Here is an 18,284-nt window from a genome sequence, read left to right on the forward strand (position 1 = left end):
TCAGCCTTTTGCCGGCGGCTCCGCGGCCGCGGCTTCCTTTTCGGCCTCCAGACGCGCGCGGCGCGAGTAGGCCCGCGCGCTGAGCGGCAGGAAGACCAGATAGGCGATCGCCGACACGGACAGCGTCTGCCACGGATAGGTGACCAGCAGCAGCACGAACAGCGCCACGCCAAGGATCAGCGGCAGCACCTTGTCGCCGGGGATGCGCACCTTCTTGCCGGAATAGACCGGCAGGCGGCTGACCAGCAGAAGGGCGACGAGCACGGTGAAGCCGGAGCTGATGAAGCCGAAAGTGCGGTCCGGCACCACGGCGCCGATGAACACCAGATAGATCGGCAGCATCACCACAACCGCACCGGCCGGGGCCGGCACGCCGACGAAATATTCGGACTGCCAGGAAGAGCGGTTCTGCTCCTCGTCGAGCACGTTGAAACGCGCCAGCCTGAGGCCGCAGGCAATCGCGAACAGCAAGGCCGCGATCCAGCCCGGAGACCCGGCGCGGTCGAGGAGGAAGGCGTAGAGCACGAGCGCGGGCGCAACGCCGAAATTGACGATGTCGGCCAGCGAGTCCATCTGCGCGCCGAATTTCGAGGTCGCCTTGAGGGCGCGCGCGATGCGCCCATCGATGCCGTCGAGGAAAGCGGCGATCAGCACCATGACCACGGCGGTTTCGAAGCGCATCTCGAAGGCCAGCCGGATGCCCGACAGCCCCGCACAGATCGCCAGAACCGTGATCAGGTTGGGCATGATCATGCGCAGCGGAATTTCGCGGATGCGCGGGCCACCATGCCCATGCGGTTCGAAGTGCTGAAAGGGCGCCGGCACGGGTTACGAGATCCGGACCAGAGGGGTGGCGGCCGAGCCGCCGAATTCGGCGAGCACGGTCTCGCCCGCAACGGCCGTCTGCCCGACCGCGACGCGCGGCGTGGCCTCGGGCGGCAGGAAAACGTCGACGCGCGAGCCGAAGCGGATCAGGCCGAAGCGCTCACCGACCGAAATATTGCCCTCGGTCTCGGCCCAGCAAACGATGCGGCGGGCCACAAGGCCGGCGATCTGCACGACGGCGATGGTGCCGTTCGGGCTCTCGATGACCAAGCCGTTGCGTTCGTTCTCGCTGCTGGCCTTGTCGAGCTCGGCATTGAGGAACTTTCCGGGCCGGTGCTCGATCCGCGTGATGCGCCCGCGCACCGGCGAGCGGTTCACGTGGCAGGAAAAGACGTTCATGAACACGGAGATGCGCGTCATTTCCTCGGAGCCGAGCCCCAGTTCGCGCGGCGGCACCGCAGGCCCCACGGCGGAGACGACGCCATCGGCCGGGCTGATGACGAGCCGGTCGTCGACGGGGGTCACGCGCTGCGGGTCGCGGAAGAAGTAGGCGCACCAGGCCGTGAGAATCAGACCGACCCAGAACAGGTTGATCGAGAAGAAGCCCAGGATGATGGTCGCAGCCGCAAAGGCACCGACGAAGGGATAACCCTCGCGATGCACGGGCACGAAGACGTTCTTGACGGTGTCGACGAGGCTCATCGGGCTGGTGCATCTCCACTGGAAATGCCGGTTTGCTTACCGGAAACTGCGGCCCGCCGCAACGCGACATTGACGAAAAGCCAATGCCTTGCCTCAGACCTCTTCCGTTCGCCGGCGAACGACCACGCCCATTTCGTCGGCTTCGCGGGCAATCCGCAGCCGCTCCTCGGCCTCGGTGGCCTCGCGCTGGCGCGCCCACATGGAGGCATAGAGCCCATCGCGACGCAGAAGCGAGGCGTGCGTTCCACGCTCGGCGATCTGACCTTCCTTCAGCACAATGATCTCGTCGGCCGAAATCACGGTCGAGAGCCGGTGGGCGATGACGATGGTGGTGCGTCCGCGGCTGACGAGATCGAGCGCAGCCTGGATTTCCTGCTCGGTATGGGTGTCCAGAGCCGAGGTCGCCTCGTCCAGCATCAGGATCGGCGGCGCCTTGAGGATTGTGCGGGCGATTGCCACGCGCTGCTTTTCGCCGCCCGACAGCTTCAGCCCGCGCTCGCCCACCATGGCCTTGTAGCCGCCGGGCAGATGCTCGATGAAACCGCCGATCTGCGCCAGTTCGGCTGCGCGCCTGACCTCCTCATCGGTCGCGTCGGGGCGGCCGTAGCGAATATTGTAGGCGATGGTGTCGTTGAACAGCACGGTGTCTTGGGGAACCATGCCGATCTCGGCCCGCAGGCTCTCTTGCGTCACATCGCGAACGTCCTGCCCGTCGATCAGGATCGAGCCGCTCTGCACGTCATAGAAGCGGAACAGCAGCCGCGAGATGGTCGACTTGCCCGCACCCGAGGGACCGACGATGGCCACGGTACGCCCGGCCGGGACCTCGAAGCTGACGCCCTTGAGGATCGGCCGGGCCGGATCGTAGGCGAAATGCACGTCGCGGAACTCGACCTTGCCGTCCGCGACCAGCAGCCTGCCGGCATCGGGCTTGTCGACGACCTCCTGCTCCACGTCGAGCAGGTCGAACATCTGTTCGATGTCGGTGAGGCCCTGGCGGATTTCGCGATAGATGAAGCCGATGAAGTTGAGCGGCACCGAAAGCTGCATCAGCATCGCGTTGATGAAGACGAAGTCGCCGATGGTCTGCGTGCCGGCCATCACCTCACGCGCCGACATCCACATGGCTATGGCCATGCCGGCACCGAAGATGACGCCCTGGCCAAAGTTCAGCCAGCCGAGCGAAGTCCATATCCGGGTCGCAGCGGTTTCGTAGCGCGCCATGGAGCGGTCGAAGCGCTCGGCCTCCATGCGCTCATTGTTGAAATATTTGACGGTTTCGAAGTTCAGCAGCGAGTCGATCGCCTTGGTGTTGGCGTCGGTGTCGGAGTTGTTCATGTCGCGGCGGATGCCGATGCGCCAGTCGCTGGCCCACACCGTGAACCATGTGTAGAGGGCAACCGTCACGGCCACGACCAGGACGTAGAGCCAGCCATAGGCGACGGCGAAGATGATCGCCGTCAGCGCAAACTCCAGCACGGTCGGAACCGTGTTCAGGATCGTGAAGCGGACGATCGTCTCGATGCCCTTGGTGCCGCGCTCGATGATGCGCGACAGGCCGCCGGTGCGTCGCTCCAGATGGAAGCGCAGCGACAGGCTGTGCATATGCACGAAGGTCTTGTAGGCGAGCTGGCGCACCGCATACTGCCCGACACGCGCAAACAGCGCGTCGCGCAGCTGGTTGAAGCCGAGCTGGACGATCTTCACCACATTGTAGGCAAGCACCAGCATGACCGGCGCAAGCAGGAAATCCGGCAGCGGCGGGGTCAGCCCATGGTCGCCGCCGGCAAGCGCGTTGGTCGCCCATTTGAAGAAATAGGGCACGGCAATGAGAATGAACTTTGCCGCAACGAGATAGACCGTCGCCCACACCACCCGCGCCTTCAGGTCGGCGCGATCGGCCGGCCACATGTAAGGCCAGAGGTTGAGCAGGGTATTCAGCGTGAAGCCGGAATCGGCGGAAACTGTCTTGTTGGCCAAAATTTCATGCCTTTGGATTTTGTTCTTCGCCGCCTGCGCAGCAGTGTTCGACCAGCCCGGCGACCGTGCGGGAAAAGGCCGTAAGGGCGGCGTGGTCGACCTCGTAACGCGAGCGCTGCTTTTCAGGCGAAAAGCGCACCAGCCCGGCGTCGACCAGGATTTTAAGATGCTGGGATACAGTCGATTGCGCGAGGTCTAGCCGCGCGACCACGTCCTTGCAGCAGCACGCATTGCTGCCCGAAAGATATCGCAGGATTTCGATGCGCGCCGGATGCGAAAGCGCCGCAAACCGCGCCGCCATGTTTTTTGTGGCAGAACCTGCGCAAGAGGCGATTGGATCATGGAGCGCATTCATCGTTTATCGTCGATATACGATGAAACCTGAATAAGCAAGCTTCATGGAATGCAAATGCGCAATTGGCGCGCATGAGAGGATCATGCGCGCCAATTTCGGCAAGTTCGAGGAATGGCCTACTGCGGGAGCGTAGTCGCCTGCTCTCCCACGGCCTTCATGTTGGCGGCCTCGCCTTCGTGGGTCTTTTCGGGAACCTTGAAGACCTGCCCAGGCCAGATGCGATCCGGATTGCGGATCTGGTCCTGGTTGGCGAGATAGATGGTCGAATAGCGGACGCCGAGACCGTAGACGCGACGCGAAATGCGCCACAGCGAGTCGCCGCGACGGATGATGACCGCGCCATCGACATTCTGCAGCTTGGGCGACATTTTTTCTGGCGCGGCTGCTGCGACTTCGGTCGAGCCGGCCGGCTTTGCCGGCTCGGCGCTTGCCGCGGTTTCGGTGGCCGGGGCTGCCTTGGCGGGTTCCGTAGCAGCAGCCGGCTGCTCGGCAGCTGCCGGTGCCACGGCTGCCTGCGCCTCGCCTGCTTCGCGTTCGAACGGAACGGCAGCGCGAGCGGCGACCTTCACGCCGTCCTGCTCGAGAGCGTCGGCACGGATGATGTAGTCGCCCACCGGCAGGTCGCGCTCGGTTTCGATCAGGAAGCGGCCACCGGGCGAAGTAGCGACTTCGCCCAGCAGAATGTCGTTGGCATAGACGCGCACCTTGCGGCCCGGATCGGCGCTGCCGGCGACGAACACCTTGCGCCCTTCGATCTCGACGGCCTCGACTTTGACGGCGGCGCCGGTGGCCGCCGCAGCAGGCGCAGCCTGGTCCGCCGGCTGCCCGGTTTCGGCAGAAGCCTGCTGCCCAGGTTTTTGGGCGGCCGGTTCGGTCGCGGCTGCGGTTTCTGCCGGCTTGGCAGCCTCTTCGGAGGCGTTGGGCGCCTGCTCGGCCTGCGACTTTGCCTCCGGCTCCGGCACGGAAATCAGCTTGCTGGGCGCGCCCGGCTGCTCGACCAGCGCCAGAACCTGCCCGTTCTTGTCCTCAGGGATCGAGACGACGGCAGTCTCCGGCGAAGTCGCCACGACGTTGTCGGGGCTGGTCGAACGCAGCACGATCTGGTGATCGCCCGGCTTCAGCGGCTCGTCGAGGGCGACGGCAAAGTCTCCCTCGGGGCCGGCAACCGCGTTGCCGATGACCTTGGCGCCCAGAATGATCTCCACCTTGGCATTGGCCGCTGCCTTGCCTGCGATGACGAGAGAGCCGTCGCCTTCCGCACGCACGATGTCGAATGACGGGGCCTGCACCTCGGCGCCGGCGGCCGTCGCCGTCTGAGCGGCAGGCGCTTGCGTCGGTTCGGTTGCGGCCTGTTGCTCGGTGGTAGCAGGAGCCGTCGCTTCGGGCGCCTTGGCGGTTTCAGCCTGCGGCTGGGCCGGCAGTCTGGCTTCCTTCGCCTCGGGTTGCGGCGCCGTTGCTTCGGGCGAGGAGACCGCGGCTTCGGTCTTTTTCCCAATGTAGGGATCAAGCGCTCCCATCACATAGGCGGTGATGGCCGCTGCGGCCACGCCGCCTGCCAAGAACAACAACGCCCGGTTCATTCCACGTGCCATGATTTCCCCTGCCCCTTAGCCGTCTAGCCCCTCTAGCCGGTTTTTACGATAGCTACAAGAAAAAGCCCTGCAATGGGTCTTGACCGCTATGATATTGATATTCACCAATCATCGTTATGAATCCGATTCGATCAGTCTGCGTTTATTGCGGTTCCTCTCCGGGCCGTGGCGACACGTATATGAAAGCCGGCCATATCCTGGGCAAATCGCTGGCGGAGGCAGGGCTACGCCTCGTCTATGGCGGCGGCACCAAGGGCGTCATGGGAGCGGTTTCGGAAGGCGTGCTGCGCGCCGGCGGCAAGGTCTCCGGCATCATTCCGCGCTTCCTCATCAGCAAGGAGGCCACCGAAGTCGCACTCGGCAGGTTGGACGAGCTGGTCGTGACCGACAACATGCATCAGCGCAAGCATCTGATGTTCGAGAAGTCGGACGCGTTCGTTGCGCTTCCGGGCGGTATCGGCACGGTCGAGGAGATCGTCGAGATCATGACCTGGGCGCAGCTCGGGCATCATCGCAAGCCGATCGTCTTTGCAAATGTCGACGGCTTCTGGAATCCGATGCTGGCGCTTCTGGATCACATGCGCGCCGAAGGTTTTGTCCACACCGGGCATCTGGTGCAGCCGCTGGTCGTCGACCGCATCGAGGCGGTGGTTGCCGCGATCCTGGCCGAAGGCGCGGCTGTCGACGCGCCGACGACCGGTGTGCAGACGCTGATCGACAAGCTCTGACTGTCGATATTCCCTGAAACCAGCGCCTACGCCCGGCCCGGCTGAACTTCGGCCCGCCGGAAGAACATCGACCACGTGTAGATCGCCAGTGCCGTCCAGATGAGGACGAAAGCGACGACGCGCACGCCGCTGAACGGCTCACCGAATCCGAACACGGCAATCAGGAAGATGATGGTCGGCGCGATGTATTGCATCAGGCCAATAGTGGAGAGCCTGAGCAGCTTGGCACCGAAGGCGTAGAGCAGCAACGGCACGGCCGTGACCGGACCGCAGGCCAGAAGAAGGCCGATGTCGCCTGGATTGGAGAGGACAAAATGCCCTTCGCCGTGCACTTGCAGCCAGATGATGTAGCCCAACGCCGGCAGGGCAAGGATCATCACCTCGAGGAAGAAGCCCTGGCTCGGCCCGATCGGCAACGTCTTGCGCAGGAAGCCGTAGATCGCAAAGGTGATGGCCAGCGCCAACGACACCCAGGGAATGCCGCCGGCATCCAGTGCCAGGACGAGTACGGCAACCGCGGCCAAGGCTATGGCCGCAAGCTGAAACCGATTGAGCTGTTCGCCGAGCAGCGCGGCCCCCATCAACACGCTCACCAGCGGATTGATGTAGTAACCGAGCGCCGTCTCCACGGTCCGGTCGGCAGCGATCGCCCAGACGTAGATGCTCCAGTTGCAGGTGATGAAGGCGGCGGTGACCGCAGCCATCAAGACCGTGCGTGGCGAACGAAGCGCAACTTTCACATCCGCCGTGCGACCGAGCGCCACCAAGGTCAGCCCCGCGACCGGGACCGACCACACGATACGATGGGCCACCACCTCAATCGCCGGGATATGCGCGACCGCCTTCATGAAAAGCGGTAGCGCGCCCCAGAGCAGATAGGCCGAAAGCGCAAACAGAAAGCCGCGAGATGCCGCAGCGTCGGAGGCATGGGTGTCAGATGTCATGGGGCACCTATGCTCCGGTTCGCCGCCGGAAACCACCGCAAAGTTCTGATGTATCGTTGATTTTCGTTTATGCCAGAGTGGTTATTCTGCTGCGACCAGCCCTGCCATCTCGCGGTTCTTCATCAGCTTGTAGATGATCGAATCCATCAGCGCCTGGAACGAGGCGTCTATGATGTTGTCGGAAACGCCGACCGTCGACCAGCGCGCGCCGGTCGCATCGAGCGACTCGATCAGCACGCGGGTGATGGCCTCGGTGCCGCCATTGAGGATACGCACCTTGTAATCGGCCAGTTCAAGGTCGGCTATTTCGTTCTGGAACTTGCCGAGGTCCTTGCGCAGCGCGATATCCAGCGCGTTGACCGGGCCGTGGCCTTCGGCGACCGACATCTTCTCCTCGCCGTCGACGCTGACCTTCACGATCGCCTCGGACACGGTCTTCAGCGCGCCATTGGCGTCGTAGCGGCGCTCGACCATGCAGCGGAAGCTGTTGACGCGGAAGAATTCCGGCACGGTGTGCAGGAAGCGGCGCGCGAGCAGTTCGAAGCTGGCGTCGGCACCCTCATAGGCATAGCCCTCGGCTTCGCGCTCCTTGACCACGGCGATCAGCGCGTCGAGGCGGTTGTCGTCCTTCGGCACGTCGATGCCGCGCCGCTTGAGCTCCGCGATGAAATTGGCCTTGCCGCCCTGGTCCGACACCATGACCTTGCGGCGGTTGCCGACCGTTTCGGGCGGCACGTGCTCGTAGGTCTGCGGCTCCTTGATGAGCGCCGAAGCATGGATGCCGGCCTTGGTCGCGAATGCGGAAGCGCCGACATAGGGCGCCTGCGCGTCGGGCGCCCGGTTGAGCAGCTCGTCGAAATTGCGCGACAGTCGCGAGATACCCTCCAGCGCCTCGGCCGAGATGCCCGTCTCGAAGCGTTCGGCGAAGGCCGGCTTGAGCACGAGCGTGGGGATCAGCGTGACAAGGTTGGCATTGCCGCAGCGTTCGCCGATGCCGTTGAGCGTGCCCTGGATCTGGCGCACGCCAGCGTCCACGGCCGCGAGCGAATTGGCCACCGCCTGCCCCGTGTCGTCATGGGCGTGGATGCCAAGATTTGCGCCTGGGATGCCGGCGGCGATGACCTTGCCGACGATCTCGCGTACCTCCACCGGCTGCGTGCCGCCATTGGTGTCGCACAGCACCACCCAGCGGGCACCGGCTTCGAGCGCGGTGCGCGCGCAGGCCAAGGCGTAATCGGCATTGGCCTTGAAGCCGTCGAAGAAGTGTTCGCAGTCGACCATCGCCTCGCGACCGGCCGCGCGGGCGGCGTCGACCGACGCGGAGATTGAGGCCAGGTTTTCCTCGTTGGTGCAGCCGAGCGCCACGCGCACGTGATAATCCCAGCTCTTGGCAACGAAGCAGATCGTGTCCGACTTCGCCTGCAAAAGTGCTGTCAGCCCCGGGTCGTTGGATGCCGAGACGCCGGCGCGCTTGGTCATGCCGAAGGCAGTGAACCTGGCACGCGCCGTGCGCTTTTCGGTGAAGAAGGCGGTGTCGGTGGGGTTGGCACCCGGATACCCGCCTTCGACATAGTCGAGGCCGAAAGCATCGAGCATGGCGCTAATCGCAATCTTGTCCTCGACCGAAAAGTCGATGCCGGGCGTCTGCTGGCCGTCGCGCAGTGTCGTGTCGTAGAGGTAGATGCGTTCTTTGGTCATGGAATCCATGCTTTCGTCTTTCCGCCCGCGAACCGGGCGGCATTCAGGAATTGGGGTCAGCGCTTTCCGGCATAGGCGTCGGTGGCGCGAATGAGCCGGTCGAGAATGCCCGGCTCCGAATAGGCGTGCCCCGCCCCTTCGATCAGGTGATACTCGGCCTCGGGCCAGGCCTTGTGCAGCTCCCAGGCCGTCGCCGGCGGACAGGCCATGTCGTAACGGCCCTGCACGATGACGCCCGGAATGCCCTTCAGCTTGCCGGCGTCGCGGATGAGCTGGCCCTCCTCCATCCAGCCGCCATGGACGAAGTAGTGGTTCTCGATGCGGGCAAAGGCCAGCGCGAACTCATCGTCACCGAACTTGTTGCTGGTTTCGGGCTCCGGCAGCAGCGTGATCGTCTCGCCTTCCCAGATGCTCCAGGCCTTGGCGGCGGCAATGCGCGTGGCGCGGTCGTCGCTGGTCAGGCGGGCGCGATAGGCATGGACGAAATTGTCCCGCTCCTGCTCCGGGATCTGCGCGATGAAGCGGTCCCACTTCTCGGGGAACATCAGCGACGCGCCGTGCTGATAGTACCAGTCGACCTCGCTCTTGCGCAGCGTGAAGATGCCGCGCAGCACCAGCTCGCTGACATGCTCGGGATGGGTCTCGGCATAGGCGAGCGCCAGCGTCGAACCCCAGGAGCCGCCGAACACCAGCCATTTGTCGAAGCCGGCCATCTTGCGCAGGCGCTCGATGTCGGCGACGAGGTGCCAAGTGGTGTTGGCCTCGAGTTCAGCATGCGGCATCGAGTGCCCGCAGCCGCGCTGATCGAACAGGATCACGTCATAGAGTTTTGGATCGAACTGCCGGCGGTGTTTTGGCGAAATGCCGCCGCCCGGCCCACCGTGCAGGAACACCGCGGGCTTCGCGCCCTTGGTGCCCGAACGCTCCCAATAGATCTGGTGGCCATCGCCGACATCGAGCATGCCGCTGTCGAAGGGCTCGATTTCCGGGTAGAGCGTGCGAAGGGTTTCGGTCATTTCGGTTGGCTCTCTTTCAATGGTCGTCGTTGCGGCTGGTCACGGCTGCTTGCCAGGACTGCGTGTCGTGATCGGGGTGCTGGCGGCTGACCACCGATCCCAGAAAGGCATCCGCGCCGGCCTGTTCGACCTCAGGGCGCCCGGGCAGCACATGGAGATGCCCGAAGAAGGAAAGCTTGTCATTCGGATTGAGCTGCACGGTGGGTGCGGCCAGCTCCGGATCGTCGAGCGCGCCGATGGCGACGTCGATACCGCTTTCATATTCGTAGGTCAGCGGCGTGCCGCAGTCGCCACAAAAACCGCGTTGCGCGGCGTTCGAACTGGCGAAGCGCTTCGGCTCGCCACGCGTCCATTCCAGCCCCTTAACCGTCACCAGCGGTCCAAAAAACGAGCCGAAGGCCTTCTGGCACATGCGGCAATGGCAGATCGAGGCACGGCCGAGACCGGCTGCACGGAAACGGACCGCGCCGCATTGACAACCGCCTGTGAAGGCTTCGGCGTGGCCAGTCATCGACGCTCCTCCGGCGGCCAGGTTTCGGTGTCGTAGTCGGGGTGCTGGTAGGAAACGAGCGTCGCGAGGAACTCTGCTGCCTCCGGGTCGTCCATGGTCGCTACGCCCGGCAGGTTCGGTACGTTGTCGACATAAGGCAGCTTGGCCTCGACGCCCCACTGGATGACCGGCGCGATTTCCTCCGGATCATCGAAGGTACCGATCATAAGGGCCACGCCGTCAGGCGCCTCATAGGTGAGCGGCGTGCCGCAGTTGCTGCAAAAGCCGCGCTCTACATGATTGGACGAACGGAACTTGCTCGGCTCGCCGCGCGTCCATTCGAGACTGGCGCCGCGTACCGAGACAAGCGGAGCGTAGAAACCGCCGCTCGCCTTCTGGCACATGCGGCAGTGGCAAACCGAAGCGTTGCCCAGCGCGCCCTCTACCCTGAAGCGCACAGCCCCGCACTGGCAGCCGCCGGTATAGATGGGCTTGTTGTCGAGGCTCATCGCACCACTCCGCTATTCGGGCGCGTGACAGACGGCTTCGATATTGTTGCCGTCGGGGTCGAAGACGAAGGCGCCATAATAGTTCGGATGATAGTGCGGGCGCAGGCCCGGCGCACCGTTGTCCTTGCCGCCGGCCGCGATCGCCGCCTCGTAGAAGCCATCCACTTCGGCACGCGAACGCGCCGTGAATGCTATGTGCTGATGATGTCCCGGCTTGTCGCCCTCTCGCAGCCAGAAGGCGGGCCGATCGCGGCCATAGCCGCCGACTTTCACGCCGCCGGTATATTCGGCCGGCACCATCATCAGAAGCGAAGCGCCAAGCGGCGCCATCGCCTTGTCGTAAAATGCCTTCGATGCGTCGAAATCGCTTACGGTTATGCCAAGGTGGTCGATCATCGTTTCACCTCCCATGTGGTCACACGTTCGCCGGTGGCGGGGTCCTTGCCGTCCTTCAGCTGCACGCCCTGCTCCAGAAGCTCGGCGCGGATGCGATCGGCCGAAGCCCAGTCCTTCGCGGCGATCAGCGCAAGCCGCTCCGCGATGGCCTTGGCGATGGCGTCCTCGTCAACGTCAGCCGCCTGCAGCTCGAAGCCGAGGAACTGCATTGCCGATTTGAGCGCGGCGGCTGCCTGCGCATCATCATCGCCGGCCGCCTGGCCGGCCAGATGCGACATGAGCTGGAAGGCGCCGCTGGTGGCGAGATCGTCGGACAGCGCTTCGACGATGCCGGCCGGAACCGGCGCCGCCTCGCTCGGAGCCATGTCGGCAGCGCGCTTCCACTTGCGCAGCGTGTTTTCGGCCTCTTCCAGCTTGCGCACGGAAAAGTCGATCGGTTCGCGATAGTGCGTCATCAGCATGGCAAGGCGCAGCACATCGCCCGGCCATTTGCGGCCGCCGAATTTTTCCGTCTCCAGCAACTCGTTGATGGTGACGAAGTTGCCCTCGCTCTTCGACATCTTGCGGCCTTCGACCTGCAGGAAGCCGTTGTGCAGCCAGTAATTGGCCATGACATCGGTGCCGTGGGCGCAACGCGACTGGGCAATCTCGTTCTCGTGGTGCGGGAAGATCAGGTCGAGCCCGCCGCCATGGATGTCGAACACCTCGCCGAGATAGGCCGCGCTCATGGCCGAGCACTCGATGTGCCAGCCGGGCCGCCCCCTGCCCCACGGGCTGTCCCAGCCCGGCTCCTCGGGCGAGGAGAGCTTCCACAGCACGAAGTCGCCGGGGTTCTTCTTGTGCGCGTCGACAGCGATGCGGGCGCCGGCCTGCTGTTCGTCGAGGTTGCGCTTGGAAAGCTGGCCGTAGTCGGGCATGGAGCCGGTGTCGAACAAAACTTCGCCAGCCGCTTCATAAGCATGGCCGCGCTCGATCAGACGTTGAATGAGGCCGATCATATCGGCCTTGCCATCGGCGCGCGGCTGCACGAATTCGGTCGCGCGCGGCTCGAAGGTCGGCGGCAGCGTGCCGAGGACCGCTACGTCTTTGTGGAACTGGTCGGCGGTCTTCTTTGTCACCTTGCCGATCGCTTCGTTGAGCGGCAGGTCGGGGAAGTCGCGCAGGGCGCGCGCGTTGATCTTGTCGTCAACGTCGGTGATGTTGCGGACATAGGTGACGTGATCGGCGCCGTAGAGATGGCGCAGCAGCCGGTTGAGCACGTCGAAGACGATCACCGGCCGCGCATTGCCGATATGGGCGAAGTCGTAGACGGTCGGGCCGCAGACATACATGCGCACATTGTCGGGATCGATCGGCACGAAGTCTTCCTTCGTGCGCGTCAGCGTGTTGTGGAGCCGCAAGCCCTTAAATCCGTTCGACATTCAAATTCCCAGTCCGTTCGGCAATCCACCGCAAGCCGGCAGACGCGATGAAGCTCCAGCCTGCTGGCCGGGGCGTTTGACCTGTCGAGAGAAGAGGCGAAAACGTCCAGACCAGCGCGTGCGCTAGCCAATAATGCAAATGCCGCAAATGGCGAAAGACGTTTTCATGGCAAGCTTTATCGCCTTGGGCGTTTTCGGCGTCAAGTCGCAACTTTGCTGAAAACGGTCGCCTTGCAGCCGCTGGGAAGTTCCGTAAGAGTTTATTAAACATGAAGGAACCGAGATCGTATGACCCGCCCGCCAAGGGGAAGACGTCACGATTTCGTCCCAAAGCAAGAGCATGAGTCTCGTACGGCAACTTACCTTGGGGAATAGAACGATGTCGGCGGCAAAGAGCGAAGCAGAACGTATCCGCGCTCAATATGCATCACTGACCAGCCATTACCGCGCGATTGGCCCGGCCGCAGTCTTGGCTGCGGTGCTCGCGGCCAAGAAGAAGAAGCCTGCTTCAGCCAAAAAGACGGCTTGATAGACTGGCGCCGATAGCGGCCATCACCAGGCCGATCAGAATATCCAGCACGCGCCAAGCCGATTCCTTTGCGAAGACCGGCTGCAGCAGGCGGGCGCCATAACCCAGCCCGAAGAACCAGACGAAAGAAGCCAGCGCCGCGCCGAGCCCATAGGCCACGCGGTCCGGCCCGTCGAAGCGTGCCGAGAGCGATCCCAGAAGCACGACCGTGTCGAGATAGACATGCGGGTTGAGGAAGGTGAAGGCGAGGCACGCCGCGACCGCCGCCTTCAGGCTGCCCTCGCCCGCATTGGCTGCCTTCAACACGTCCGGCTTCATCGCGCGCCGGAAGGCGATGACCGCATAGCTGAACAGGAATATGGCGCCGCCGATCGTCACGACGTTGATGAGCATCGGCGATTGCGAGATCAGCGTGCCCAGGCCCGCGACGCCAGCCGCAATCAGCACCGCGTCAGACAGAGCGCAGATCAGGCACAGGATGAAGACATGCTGCCTAAGCAGGCCCTGGCGCAGGATGAAGGCATTCTGCGCACCGATTGCGATGATGAGCGAAGCGCCGAGAAGGAAGCCGGACAGGGCGGCCGGGAGGAAAGCTGGAGTCATGAGGAGCTTTTTCTGAGGAGCTAGAAGAGCGACATCTGGTCTTGCGTGGCCGGGCTGGTTTTCCTGCGCTCCGGCTTGGGTGGCTCCGGCGCTTCCGGTGCCCCAACCCGCTCCTGTATGCGCGGACCGGTATTGGCCACCTTGTTGACGAGATCGGAAACTGGAATGGGCTCGAAGAAGTCGGGCTCCATGGGCCGCATCAGGTCGGCCACCTCGCGCGGTTCCTGGGAGCGGCAATCCAGCCAGCGTGAAAAATCCTGCTGGTGAATCACGACCGGCATCCGGTCATGGATGTGGGCGATGTCGCGGCTGGCTTTGGTGGTCAGGATCGCGCCGGTGTCCATCTCCGCGCCGCCCGGCTCGGCATAGGTTTCCATCAGGCCGGCAAAGGCGATCACGCCGCCGCGCTTGGGGCGAATCCAATAGGCTTGCGTCCGCTTGCCGCCCACCTGCCGCCATTCATAGAAGCCGGACGCAGGGATCAGCGCTCGGCGATGGCGCATGGCGGTGCGAAAGGAAGCCTTTTCGGTCGCCGTTTCCGAGCGCGCATTGATCAGCAGCGGAAACTCCCGCGTGTCCTTCACCCAGGTCGGGATCAGCCCCCAGCGCACCAGAAGCGAATGGCGATCCGGCAGGTTGGAGCCCGGCTCGCGCGGCTCACCTGCAACCACCATCAGGATCGGCTGCGTCGGCGCGATGTTGTAGCGCGGCGGAAACGCCTCGAGGTCGGGCAACGAAAATGTCGCGTCGACCTCCTTGGGGCTGGCAGTGAGCGCAAAACGTCCGCACATTACTGAGCAATTACCATTTCATCCTGGGTGCAATGTGGCGGTGGAAATCACGCGCGGCAACCTGTATCGGTTGAGCCAGGCGGCCCATCCCCAGCCAATCGGGCCAGGAAGCAGACCATGTCCTCACGACAGACCATCCCGGCGGTATCGGTTGCCCTGATGCGGGGCGATCGCATTCTTCTGGTCAAGCGTGGGCAGGCGCCGTCACGCGGGCACTATGCCTTTCCCGGTGGGCGGGTCGAACCCGGCGAGACCGAAGAACAGGCTGCACGACGGGAACTGCTCGAGGAAACGGGGCTCGAAGCCGGGCATATCGCGCCGCTGCGCGCTTACATGATCAATGCCGAGCGCGACGGTCGGGAAATCACCTACCGCTTGCAGGTGTTTTGCGGACAGGATTGCGGCGGCGATCCGCGTGCAGACAGCGATGCCGACGAGGCGGGCTTCTTCTCCCTCGCCGAAATGGATGCCCTGCCCGTCACGCCTTCGGTTATGGAGGTGTCGCGCGAACTGCTTGGGCGCGGATAAACTGGGAATTGTGATCGCCGTGCCTTGCGGCTGACAAATTGTTTCGCCACAAAAACATCATGCGCCGTGCTCTGCTGTTCTTCGCCGCATTCCTTGCCACCGGCTTGGCGGCAACGACGCCGTCGCGCGCGGTCGATGCTCCGTTCGAAGGCAATCTGGTACGGCTGTCGGAGATTCTCGGGTCGTTGCATTTCCTGCGCAATCTGTGCGGCGAAACGAGCAATCAGTGGCGTGACGAAATGCAGAAGCTGCTCGACTCCGAAAAGCCCGATGCTGCTCGGCGTGCCAAGTTCATCGCCAGCTTCAATCGCGGCTACCGGTCGTTCGAGGGAACATACACCAAGTGCACCGCCTCGGCCTCCGAGGCGATCCAGCGCTACATGAAGGAAGGCGAGTCGCTGACGCGTGAAGTCACCGGCCGCTACGGGAATTAACGGCCTGTTAACTTTTCACACAATGCCAGTCGTATGTGACGGCTTCGATGTGCTAGGTTTGTTAACGGGACATTAAAGGGAAAGATCAAGTTGGCCCGAAAGCCGGGTCGCAACTTGAAAGGGTGTAAGATGGGTATGGAACACACGACCAGCGATCTCGACGCGCTGGTTCGGGAAGAAAAGCGCCTTACCGCAGTGGAATGCCACAACGAAGCCTGGGCCGAAGGCCTTTCCGCCGGCATCGAGACCGATATCCTGGCCGAGACCGCGCTTGCCACGGCCTTCGGCGAAATCCTCCGGACGCATGGCGAAGCCGCCGCGCTGGCGCTTCTTGACGAGATGCGCGAAAAAGTGATCGCCGGAGAGTTTGAACCTGTCCGTCTGCGACATTGATACATCCCCAAGCCCGCTTTTTCGGTATAAGACGCTGACCGGGTGTCGAGTCTGATGCCCGTGGAGAGGATGGGACATGCAGACACTGACGCGGAGCAGCTCGCAAACTCGCAGGAATAGAGGTTTCGCGGCCTTTCTTTGGTTGGCAACGGCAGGCGTCGCCCTGCCTGGCGCCTATCTGGTCGCGACGCTGCCGGCGGCCGCGCTGAGCGAGATCAAGCAAGAGGATCTGCCCGCGCCGACGACGCCTGCGCCCGACAAGGCCGCCCCGGCCGAGGGAACTGCGCCGCAGGCCCAGGACAGCCAGAAGGCGCCCTCCGAAGCTCCCGATCCTGACGAGGGAGTGCCCGAACAGGCGACGCCCGGCTCGGTCCATGTCACCGAAGACCCCAACGCGCCGCTGCCGGAAATCATCTACGACGTCAGCAAGCTGCCCGAGCCGGTGCAACGCGTGCGCCAGCAGCTGCTTGACGTGGCAGCCGCCGGCGACATCGAAAAGCTGCGCGCGCTGATCGGCACTGGCGACGACGCGACCCAGCTGTCGGTCGCCGGTCTCGATGAAGATCCGATCGCCTTCCTCAAGGAGCAGTCGGGCGACAAGAACGGCGAGGAAGTGCTGGCCATCATGGAGAACCTGCTGAATGCAGGCTATGTCCATCTCGATCCCGGCACTCCGGAAGAGATCTATGCCTGGCCCTATTTCTTCGCGATGCCGCTGGACAGGCTCTCGGCGCGCCAGCGCGTGGAGCTGTTCAAGATCGTGACCGCCGGCGACTACGAGGACATGAAGAGCTACGGCGTGTACAACTTCTATCGCCTCGGCATCACGCCGCAAGGCAAGTGGGCGTTCTTCGTCGCCGGCGAGTGAGACGGCGACGCGCTTCGACATTTCGAGCTGAATCAAAATCGCCCGCTAAGCATCTGCTTTGGCGGGCGATTTCGTTTTCGGGCTGTAGGAATGGCTCTTGCCCGAGCCCCCCGGTCAGACCGGCAGCGCTTCAGAGAAGACCACCGGCTGCCCCTTCCCCGGCGAAACGATTTCGCCTTCCCACATCACCTGCTTGCCGCGAATGATGGTGCCGACCGGCCAGCCCTTGACCTCTCGCCCGTCATAGGGCGTCCAGCCGGCCTTCGAGCCGGCCTGCTCGTTGGTGATGGTCTCGTGGCGTTTCATGTCAACGATGGTGAAATCGGCGTCGTAGCCGGCGGCGATGCGACCCTTGCGCGCCATGCCGAAGAGCCGCTGCGGCCCATGGCTGCTGAGGTCCACAAACCGTTCGAGGGTCAGCTTGCCGGCATTGACGTGGTCGAGCATGATCGGCACCAGCGTCTGCACCCCAGTTATTCCGGAAGGCGATGCCGGATAGGGCTTTGCCTTCTCGGCCAATGTATGCGGCGCGTGGTCGGAGCCCAGAACATCGACGATGCCCTGGCTGATGCCGCGCCAGACGCCATCGCGGTGGCGGGCGTCGCGCACCGGCGGGTTCATCTGGATCAACGTGCCGAGCGTAGCGTAGTCCTCCGACGACAGCGTCAGGTGATGAGGCGTCGCCTCGCAGCTTGCTACGTCTTTGTGGTGTTCGAGGAAATCGATCTCCTCGGCCGTCGAGATATGCAGCACATGGATGCGCGCCCGTGTCTCCTGCGCAATGCGAACGAGGCGCTCGGTGCATTGCAGCGCCGCGATCTCGTCGCGCCAGACCGGATGGGAGGATGGGTCGCCCTCGATGCGCTCGCCGAGGCGCTCGCGCATGCGGAACTCGTCTTCCGAGTGGAAGGCCGCGCGGCGGCGCGTGTTCTTCAGGATCGAGCGAACGCCCTCGTCATCCTCGACCAGCAGGTTGCCGGTCGACGAGCCCATGAATACCTTGATGCCGGCGGCACCCGGCAGGCGCTCGAGTTCGGCCACATCCTTGGCGTTTTCGCGCGTGCCGCCCACCCAGAAGGCGAAATCGCAATGCATCCGGTTGGTGGCGCGGGCGACCTTGTCGGCCAGCGCTTCCTCGCTTGTGGTCAGCGGGTTGGTGTTGGGCATTTCGAACACGGCTGTGACGCCGCCCAGCACGGCCGCGCGCGAGCCGGTTTCGAGGTCTTCCTTGTGCTCTAGGCCCGGCTCGCGGAAATGCACCTGGCTGTCGACCACGCCCGGCAGGATGTGCAGGCCGCGGCATTCGATGGTTTCTCCCGCCGATGCCTGGCGCAGATCGCCGATCGCCGCGATGCGACCGTCACGCACGCCGACGTCGCGCAAAGCAGTGCCATCGTGGTTGACGACCGTGCCGCCCTTGAGGATGAGGTCGAACGTCGTTGTCATTTGCCACCTTGCTCCTGAGTTGCCTGGGGCTTACGT

General features: G+C 63.8%; 21 protein-coding genes. 6 read left to right on the plus strand and 15 right to left on the minus strand.

What is annotated here, in order from left to right:
• From pssA to C7I85_RS09235, 5 genes are all read right to left on the minus strand, one after another.
• Entirely contained in the window at positions 1 to 825 is an 825-nt protein-coding gene (gene pssA, locus C7I85_RS09215) for a CDP-diacylglycerol--serine O-phosphatidyltransferase (RefSeq protein ID WP_106723684.1), read from the minus strand.
• A 3-nt stretch (positions 826 to 828) separates the two neighbouring features.
• Positions 829 to 1,527: a phosphatidylserine decarboxylase gene (locus C7I85_RS09220; RefSeq protein ID WP_106723685.1), complete on the minus strand. Its 699-nt coding sequence runs from the start codon at positions 1,525 to 1,527 to the stop codon at positions 829 to 831.
• A gap of 93 nt (positions 1,528 to 1,620) precedes the next feature.
• Positions 1,621 to 3,507, minus strand: coding sequence for an ABCB family ABC transporter ATP-binding protein/permease (locus C7I85_RS09225; protein WP_106723686.1), 1,887 nt, complete (start codon positions 3,505 to 3,507; stop codon positions 1,621 to 1,623).
• A 4-nt stretch (positions 3,508 to 3,511) separates the two neighbouring features.
• Positions 3,512 to 3,808: an ArsR/SmtB family transcription factor gene (locus C7I85_RS09230; protein ID WP_106724079.1), complete on the minus strand. Its 297-nt coding sequence runs from the start codon at positions 3,806 to 3,808 to the stop codon at positions 3,512 to 3,514.
• A 170-nt stretch (positions 3,809 to 3,978) separates the two neighbouring features.
• A complete protein-coding gene (locus C7I85_RS09235; RefSeq protein WP_106723687.1) occupies positions 3,979 to 5,454 on the minus strand; it encodes a LysM peptidoglycan-binding domain-containing protein in 1,476 nt (491 codons plus the stop codon).
• Between the two features lie 116 nt (positions 5,455 to 5,570).
• On the opposite strand from C7I85_RS09235, the gene C7I85_RS09240 reads away from it, so the two are divergent.
• Positions 5,571 to 6,182, plus strand: a complete 612-nt coding sequence (locus tag C7I85_RS09240; protein ID WP_106723688.1) for a TIGR00730 family Rossman fold protein — start codon at positions 5,571 to 5,573, stop codon at positions 6,180 to 6,182.
• 26 nt (positions 6,183 to 6,208) lie between these two features.
• On the opposite strand, the gene rarD is transcribed toward C7I85_RS09240, so the two are convergent.
• The 7 genes from rarD to cysS all read right to left on the minus strand — a co-directional run bounded on the left by rarD (position 6,209) and on the right by cysS (position 12,656).
• Positions 6,209 to 7,126: an EamA family transporter RarD gene (gene rarD, locus C7I85_RS09245; RefSeq protein ID WP_106723689.1), complete on the minus strand. Its 918-nt coding sequence runs from the start codon at positions 7,124 to 7,126 to the stop codon at positions 6,209 to 6,211.
• An 81-nt stretch (positions 7,127 to 7,207) separates the two neighbouring features.
• Positions 7,208 to 8,824, minus strand: coding sequence for a citramalate synthase (gene cimA, locus C7I85_RS09250; RefSeq protein ID WP_106724080.1), 1,617 nt, complete (start codon positions 8,822 to 8,824; stop codon positions 7,208 to 7,210).
• 56 nt (positions 8,825 to 8,880) lie between these two features.
• Positions 8,881 to 9,840, minus strand: a complete 960-nt coding sequence (pip, locus tag C7I85_RS09255) for a prolyl aminopeptidase (RefSeq protein ID WP_106723690.1) — start codon at positions 9,838 to 9,840, stop codon at positions 8,881 to 8,883.
• Between the two features lie 16 nt (positions 9,841 to 9,856).
• The gene (locus C7I85_RS09260) at positions 9,857 to 10,351 is read right to left on the minus strand and encodes a GFA family protein (RefSeq protein ID WP_106723691.1); all 495 of its coding nucleotides are present in this window, start codon (positions 10,349 to 10,351) and stop codon (positions 9,857 to 9,859) included.
• Entirely contained in the window at positions 10,348 to 10,839 is a 492-nt protein-coding gene (locus C7I85_RS09265; RefSeq protein ID WP_106723692.1) for a GFA family protein, read from the minus strand. Before C7I85_RS09265 ends, C7I85_RS09260 begins: the two co-directional genes overlap by 4 nt.
• Positions 10,840 to 10,851: 12 nt before the next feature.
• Positions 10,852 to 11,235, minus strand: a complete 384-nt coding sequence (locus tag C7I85_RS09270; protein WP_106723693.1) for a VOC family protein — start codon at positions 11,233 to 11,235, stop codon at positions 10,852 to 10,854.
• Complete coding sequence (cysS, locus tag C7I85_RS09275; RefSeq protein WP_106723694.1) at positions 11,232 to 12,656, minus strand: cysteine--tRNA ligase; 1,425 nt, start codon at positions 12,654 to 12,656, stop codon at positions 11,232 to 11,234. The genes C7I85_RS09270 and cysS overlap by 4 nt, the downstream gene beginning before the upstream one ends.
• Positions 12,657 to 13,035: 379 nt before the next feature.
• Between cysS and C7I85_RS09280 the strand changes: the two genes are divergently transcribed.
• A complete protein-coding gene (locus C7I85_RS09280; RefSeq protein ID WP_106723695.1) occupies positions 13,036 to 13,185 on the plus strand; it encodes a transcriptional regulator in 150 nt (49 codons plus the stop codon).
• On the opposite strand, the gene C7I85_RS09285 is transcribed toward C7I85_RS09280, so the two are convergent.
• Together C7I85_RS09285 and C7I85_RS09290 are read right to left on the minus strand one after the other, a co-directional pair.
• Complete coding sequence (locus C7I85_RS09285) at positions 13,165 to 13,788, minus strand: LysE/ArgO family amino acid transporter (protein WP_106723696.1); 624 nt, start codon at positions 13,786 to 13,788, stop codon at positions 13,165 to 13,167. The genes C7I85_RS09280 and C7I85_RS09285 overlap by 21 nt on opposite strands.
• A gap of 20 nt (positions 13,789 to 13,808) precedes the next feature.
• Entirely contained in the window at positions 13,809 to 14,579 is a 771-nt protein-coding gene (locus tag C7I85_RS09290) for an SOS response-associated peptidase (RefSeq protein WP_106723697.1), read from the minus strand.
• 117 nt (positions 14,580 to 14,696) lie between these two features.
• Here C7I85_RS09290 and C7I85_RS09295 point away from each other — a divergent pair, with 117 nt between their 5' ends.
• The 4 genes from C7I85_RS09295 to C7I85_RS09310 all read left to right on the plus strand — a co-directional run bounded on the left by C7I85_RS09295 (position 14,697) and on the right by C7I85_RS09310 (position 16,802).
• Positions 14,697 to 15,107 (plus strand): NUDIX hydrolase, encoded by a 411-nt coding sequence (locus tag C7I85_RS09295; protein ID WP_106723698.1) that lies wholly within the window; start codon positions 14,697 to 14,699, stop codon positions 15,105 to 15,107.
• Between the two features lie 59 nt (positions 15,108 to 15,166).
• The gene (locus tag C7I85_RS09300; protein WP_106724081.1) at positions 15,167 to 15,541 is read left to right on the plus strand and encodes a TIGR02301 family protein; all 375 of its coding nucleotides are present in this window, start codon (positions 15,167 to 15,169) and stop codon (positions 15,539 to 15,541) included.
• 135 nt (positions 15,542 to 15,676) lie between these two features.
• Positions 15,677 to 15,934: a hypothetical protein gene (locus C7I85_RS09305; protein WP_106723699.1), complete on the plus strand. Its 258-nt coding sequence runs from the start codon at positions 15,677 to 15,679 to the stop codon at positions 15,932 to 15,934.
• A gap of 76 nt (positions 15,935 to 16,010) precedes the next feature.
• Positions 16,011 to 16,802, plus strand: coding sequence for a hypothetical protein (locus C7I85_RS09310; protein ID WP_106723700.1), 792 nt, complete (start codon positions 16,011 to 16,013; stop codon positions 16,800 to 16,802).
• A gap of 114 nt (positions 16,803 to 16,916) precedes the next feature.
• Here the strand turns inward: C7I85_RS09310 and C7I85_RS09315 are convergent, their stop codons facing one another.
• Positions 16,917 to 18,248, minus strand: a complete 1,332-nt coding sequence (locus tag C7I85_RS09315) for a dihydroorotase (protein WP_106723701.1) — start codon at positions 18,246 to 18,248, stop codon at positions 16,917 to 16,919.
• Positions 18,249 to 18,284 lie beyond the last annotated feature (36 nt).

Source organism: Pseudaminobacter soli (ex Li et al. 2025), assembly GCF_003012705.1.
GTDB lineage: Bacteria > Pseudomonadota > Alphaproteobacteria > Rhizobiales > Rhizobiaceae > Pseudaminobacter > Pseudaminobacter soli.

What these genes read in the sequence shown, in the direction of transcription:
- C7I85_RS09220 (WP_106723685.1), bottom strand. Translation starts at nt 1,527, where the DNA reads ATGAGCCTCGTCGACACCGTCAAGAACGTCTTCGTGCCCGTGCATCGC.
- C7I85_RS09230 (WP_106724079.1), bottom strand. Translation starts at nt 3,808, where the DNA reads ATGGCGGCGCGGTTTGCGGCGCTTTCGCATCCGGCGCGCATCGAAATC.
- C7I85_RS09235 (WP_106723687.1), bottom strand. Translation starts at nt 5,454, where the DNA reads ATGGCACGTGGAATGAACCGGGCGTTGTTGTTCTTGGCAGGCGGCGTG.
- C7I85_RS09240 (WP_106723688.1), top strand. Translation starts at nt 5,571, where the DNA reads ATGAATCCGATTCGATCAGTCTGCGTTTATTGCGGTTCCTCTCCGGGC.
- rarD (WP_106723689.1), bottom strand. Translation starts at nt 7,126, where the DNA reads ATGACATCTGACACCCATGCCTCCGACGCTGCGGCATCTCGCGGCTTT.
- cimA (WP_106724080.1), bottom strand. Translation starts at nt 8,824, where the DNA reads ATGACCAAAGAACGCATCTACCTCTACGACACGACACTGCGCGACGGC.
- pip (WP_106723690.1), bottom strand. Translation starts at nt 9,840, where the DNA reads ATGACCGAAACCCTTCGCACGCTCTACCCGGAAATCGAGCCCTTCGAC.
- C7I85_RS09260 (WP_106723691.1), bottom strand. Translation starts at nt 10,351, where the DNA reads ATGACTGGCCACGCCGAAGCCTTCACAGGCGGTTGTCAATGCGGCGCG.
- C7I85_RS09265 (WP_106723692.1), bottom strand. Translation starts at nt 10,839, where the DNA reads ATGAGCCTCGACAACAAGCCCATCTATACCGGCGGCTGCCAGTGCGGG.
- C7I85_RS09270 (WP_106723693.1), bottom strand. Translation starts at nt 11,235, where the DNA reads ATGATCGACCACCTTGGCATAACCGTAAGCGATTTCGACGCATCGAAG.
- cysS (WP_106723694.1), bottom strand. Translation starts at nt 12,656, where the DNA reads ATGTCGAACGGATTTAAGGGCTTGCGGCTCCACAACACGCTGACGCGC.
- C7I85_RS09280 (WP_106723695.1), top strand. Translation starts at nt 13,036, where the DNA reads ATGTCGGCGGCAAAGAGCGAAGCAGAACGTATCCGCGCTCAATATGCA.
- C7I85_RS09285 (WP_106723696.1), bottom strand. Translation starts at nt 13,788, where the DNA reads ATGACTCCAGCTTTCCTCCCGGCCGCCCTGTCCGGCTTCCTTCTCGGC.
- C7I85_RS09290 (WP_106723697.1), bottom strand. Translation starts at nt 14,579, where the DNA reads ATGTGCGGACGTTTTGCGCTCACTGCCAGCCCCAAGGAGGTCGACGCG.
- C7I85_RS09295 (WP_106723698.1), top strand. Translation starts at nt 14,697, where the DNA reads ATGTCCTCACGACAGACCATCCCGGCGGTATCGGTTGCCCTGATGCGG.
- C7I85_RS09300 (WP_106724081.1), top strand. Translation starts at nt 15,167, where the DNA reads ATGCGCCGTGCTCTGCTGTTCTTCGCCGCATTCCTTGCCACCGGCTTG.
- C7I85_RS09305 (WP_106723699.1), top strand. Translation starts at nt 15,677, where the DNA reads ATGGAACACACGACCAGCGATCTCGACGCGCTGGTTCGGGAAGAAAAG.
- C7I85_RS09310 (WP_106723700.1), top strand. Translation starts at nt 16,011, where the DNA reads ATGCAGACACTGACGCGGAGCAGCTCGCAAACTCGCAGGAATAGAGGT.
- C7I85_RS09315 (WP_106723701.1), bottom strand. Translation starts at nt 18,248, where the DNA reads ATGACAACGACGTTCGACCTCATCCTCAAGGGCGGCACGGTCGTCAAC.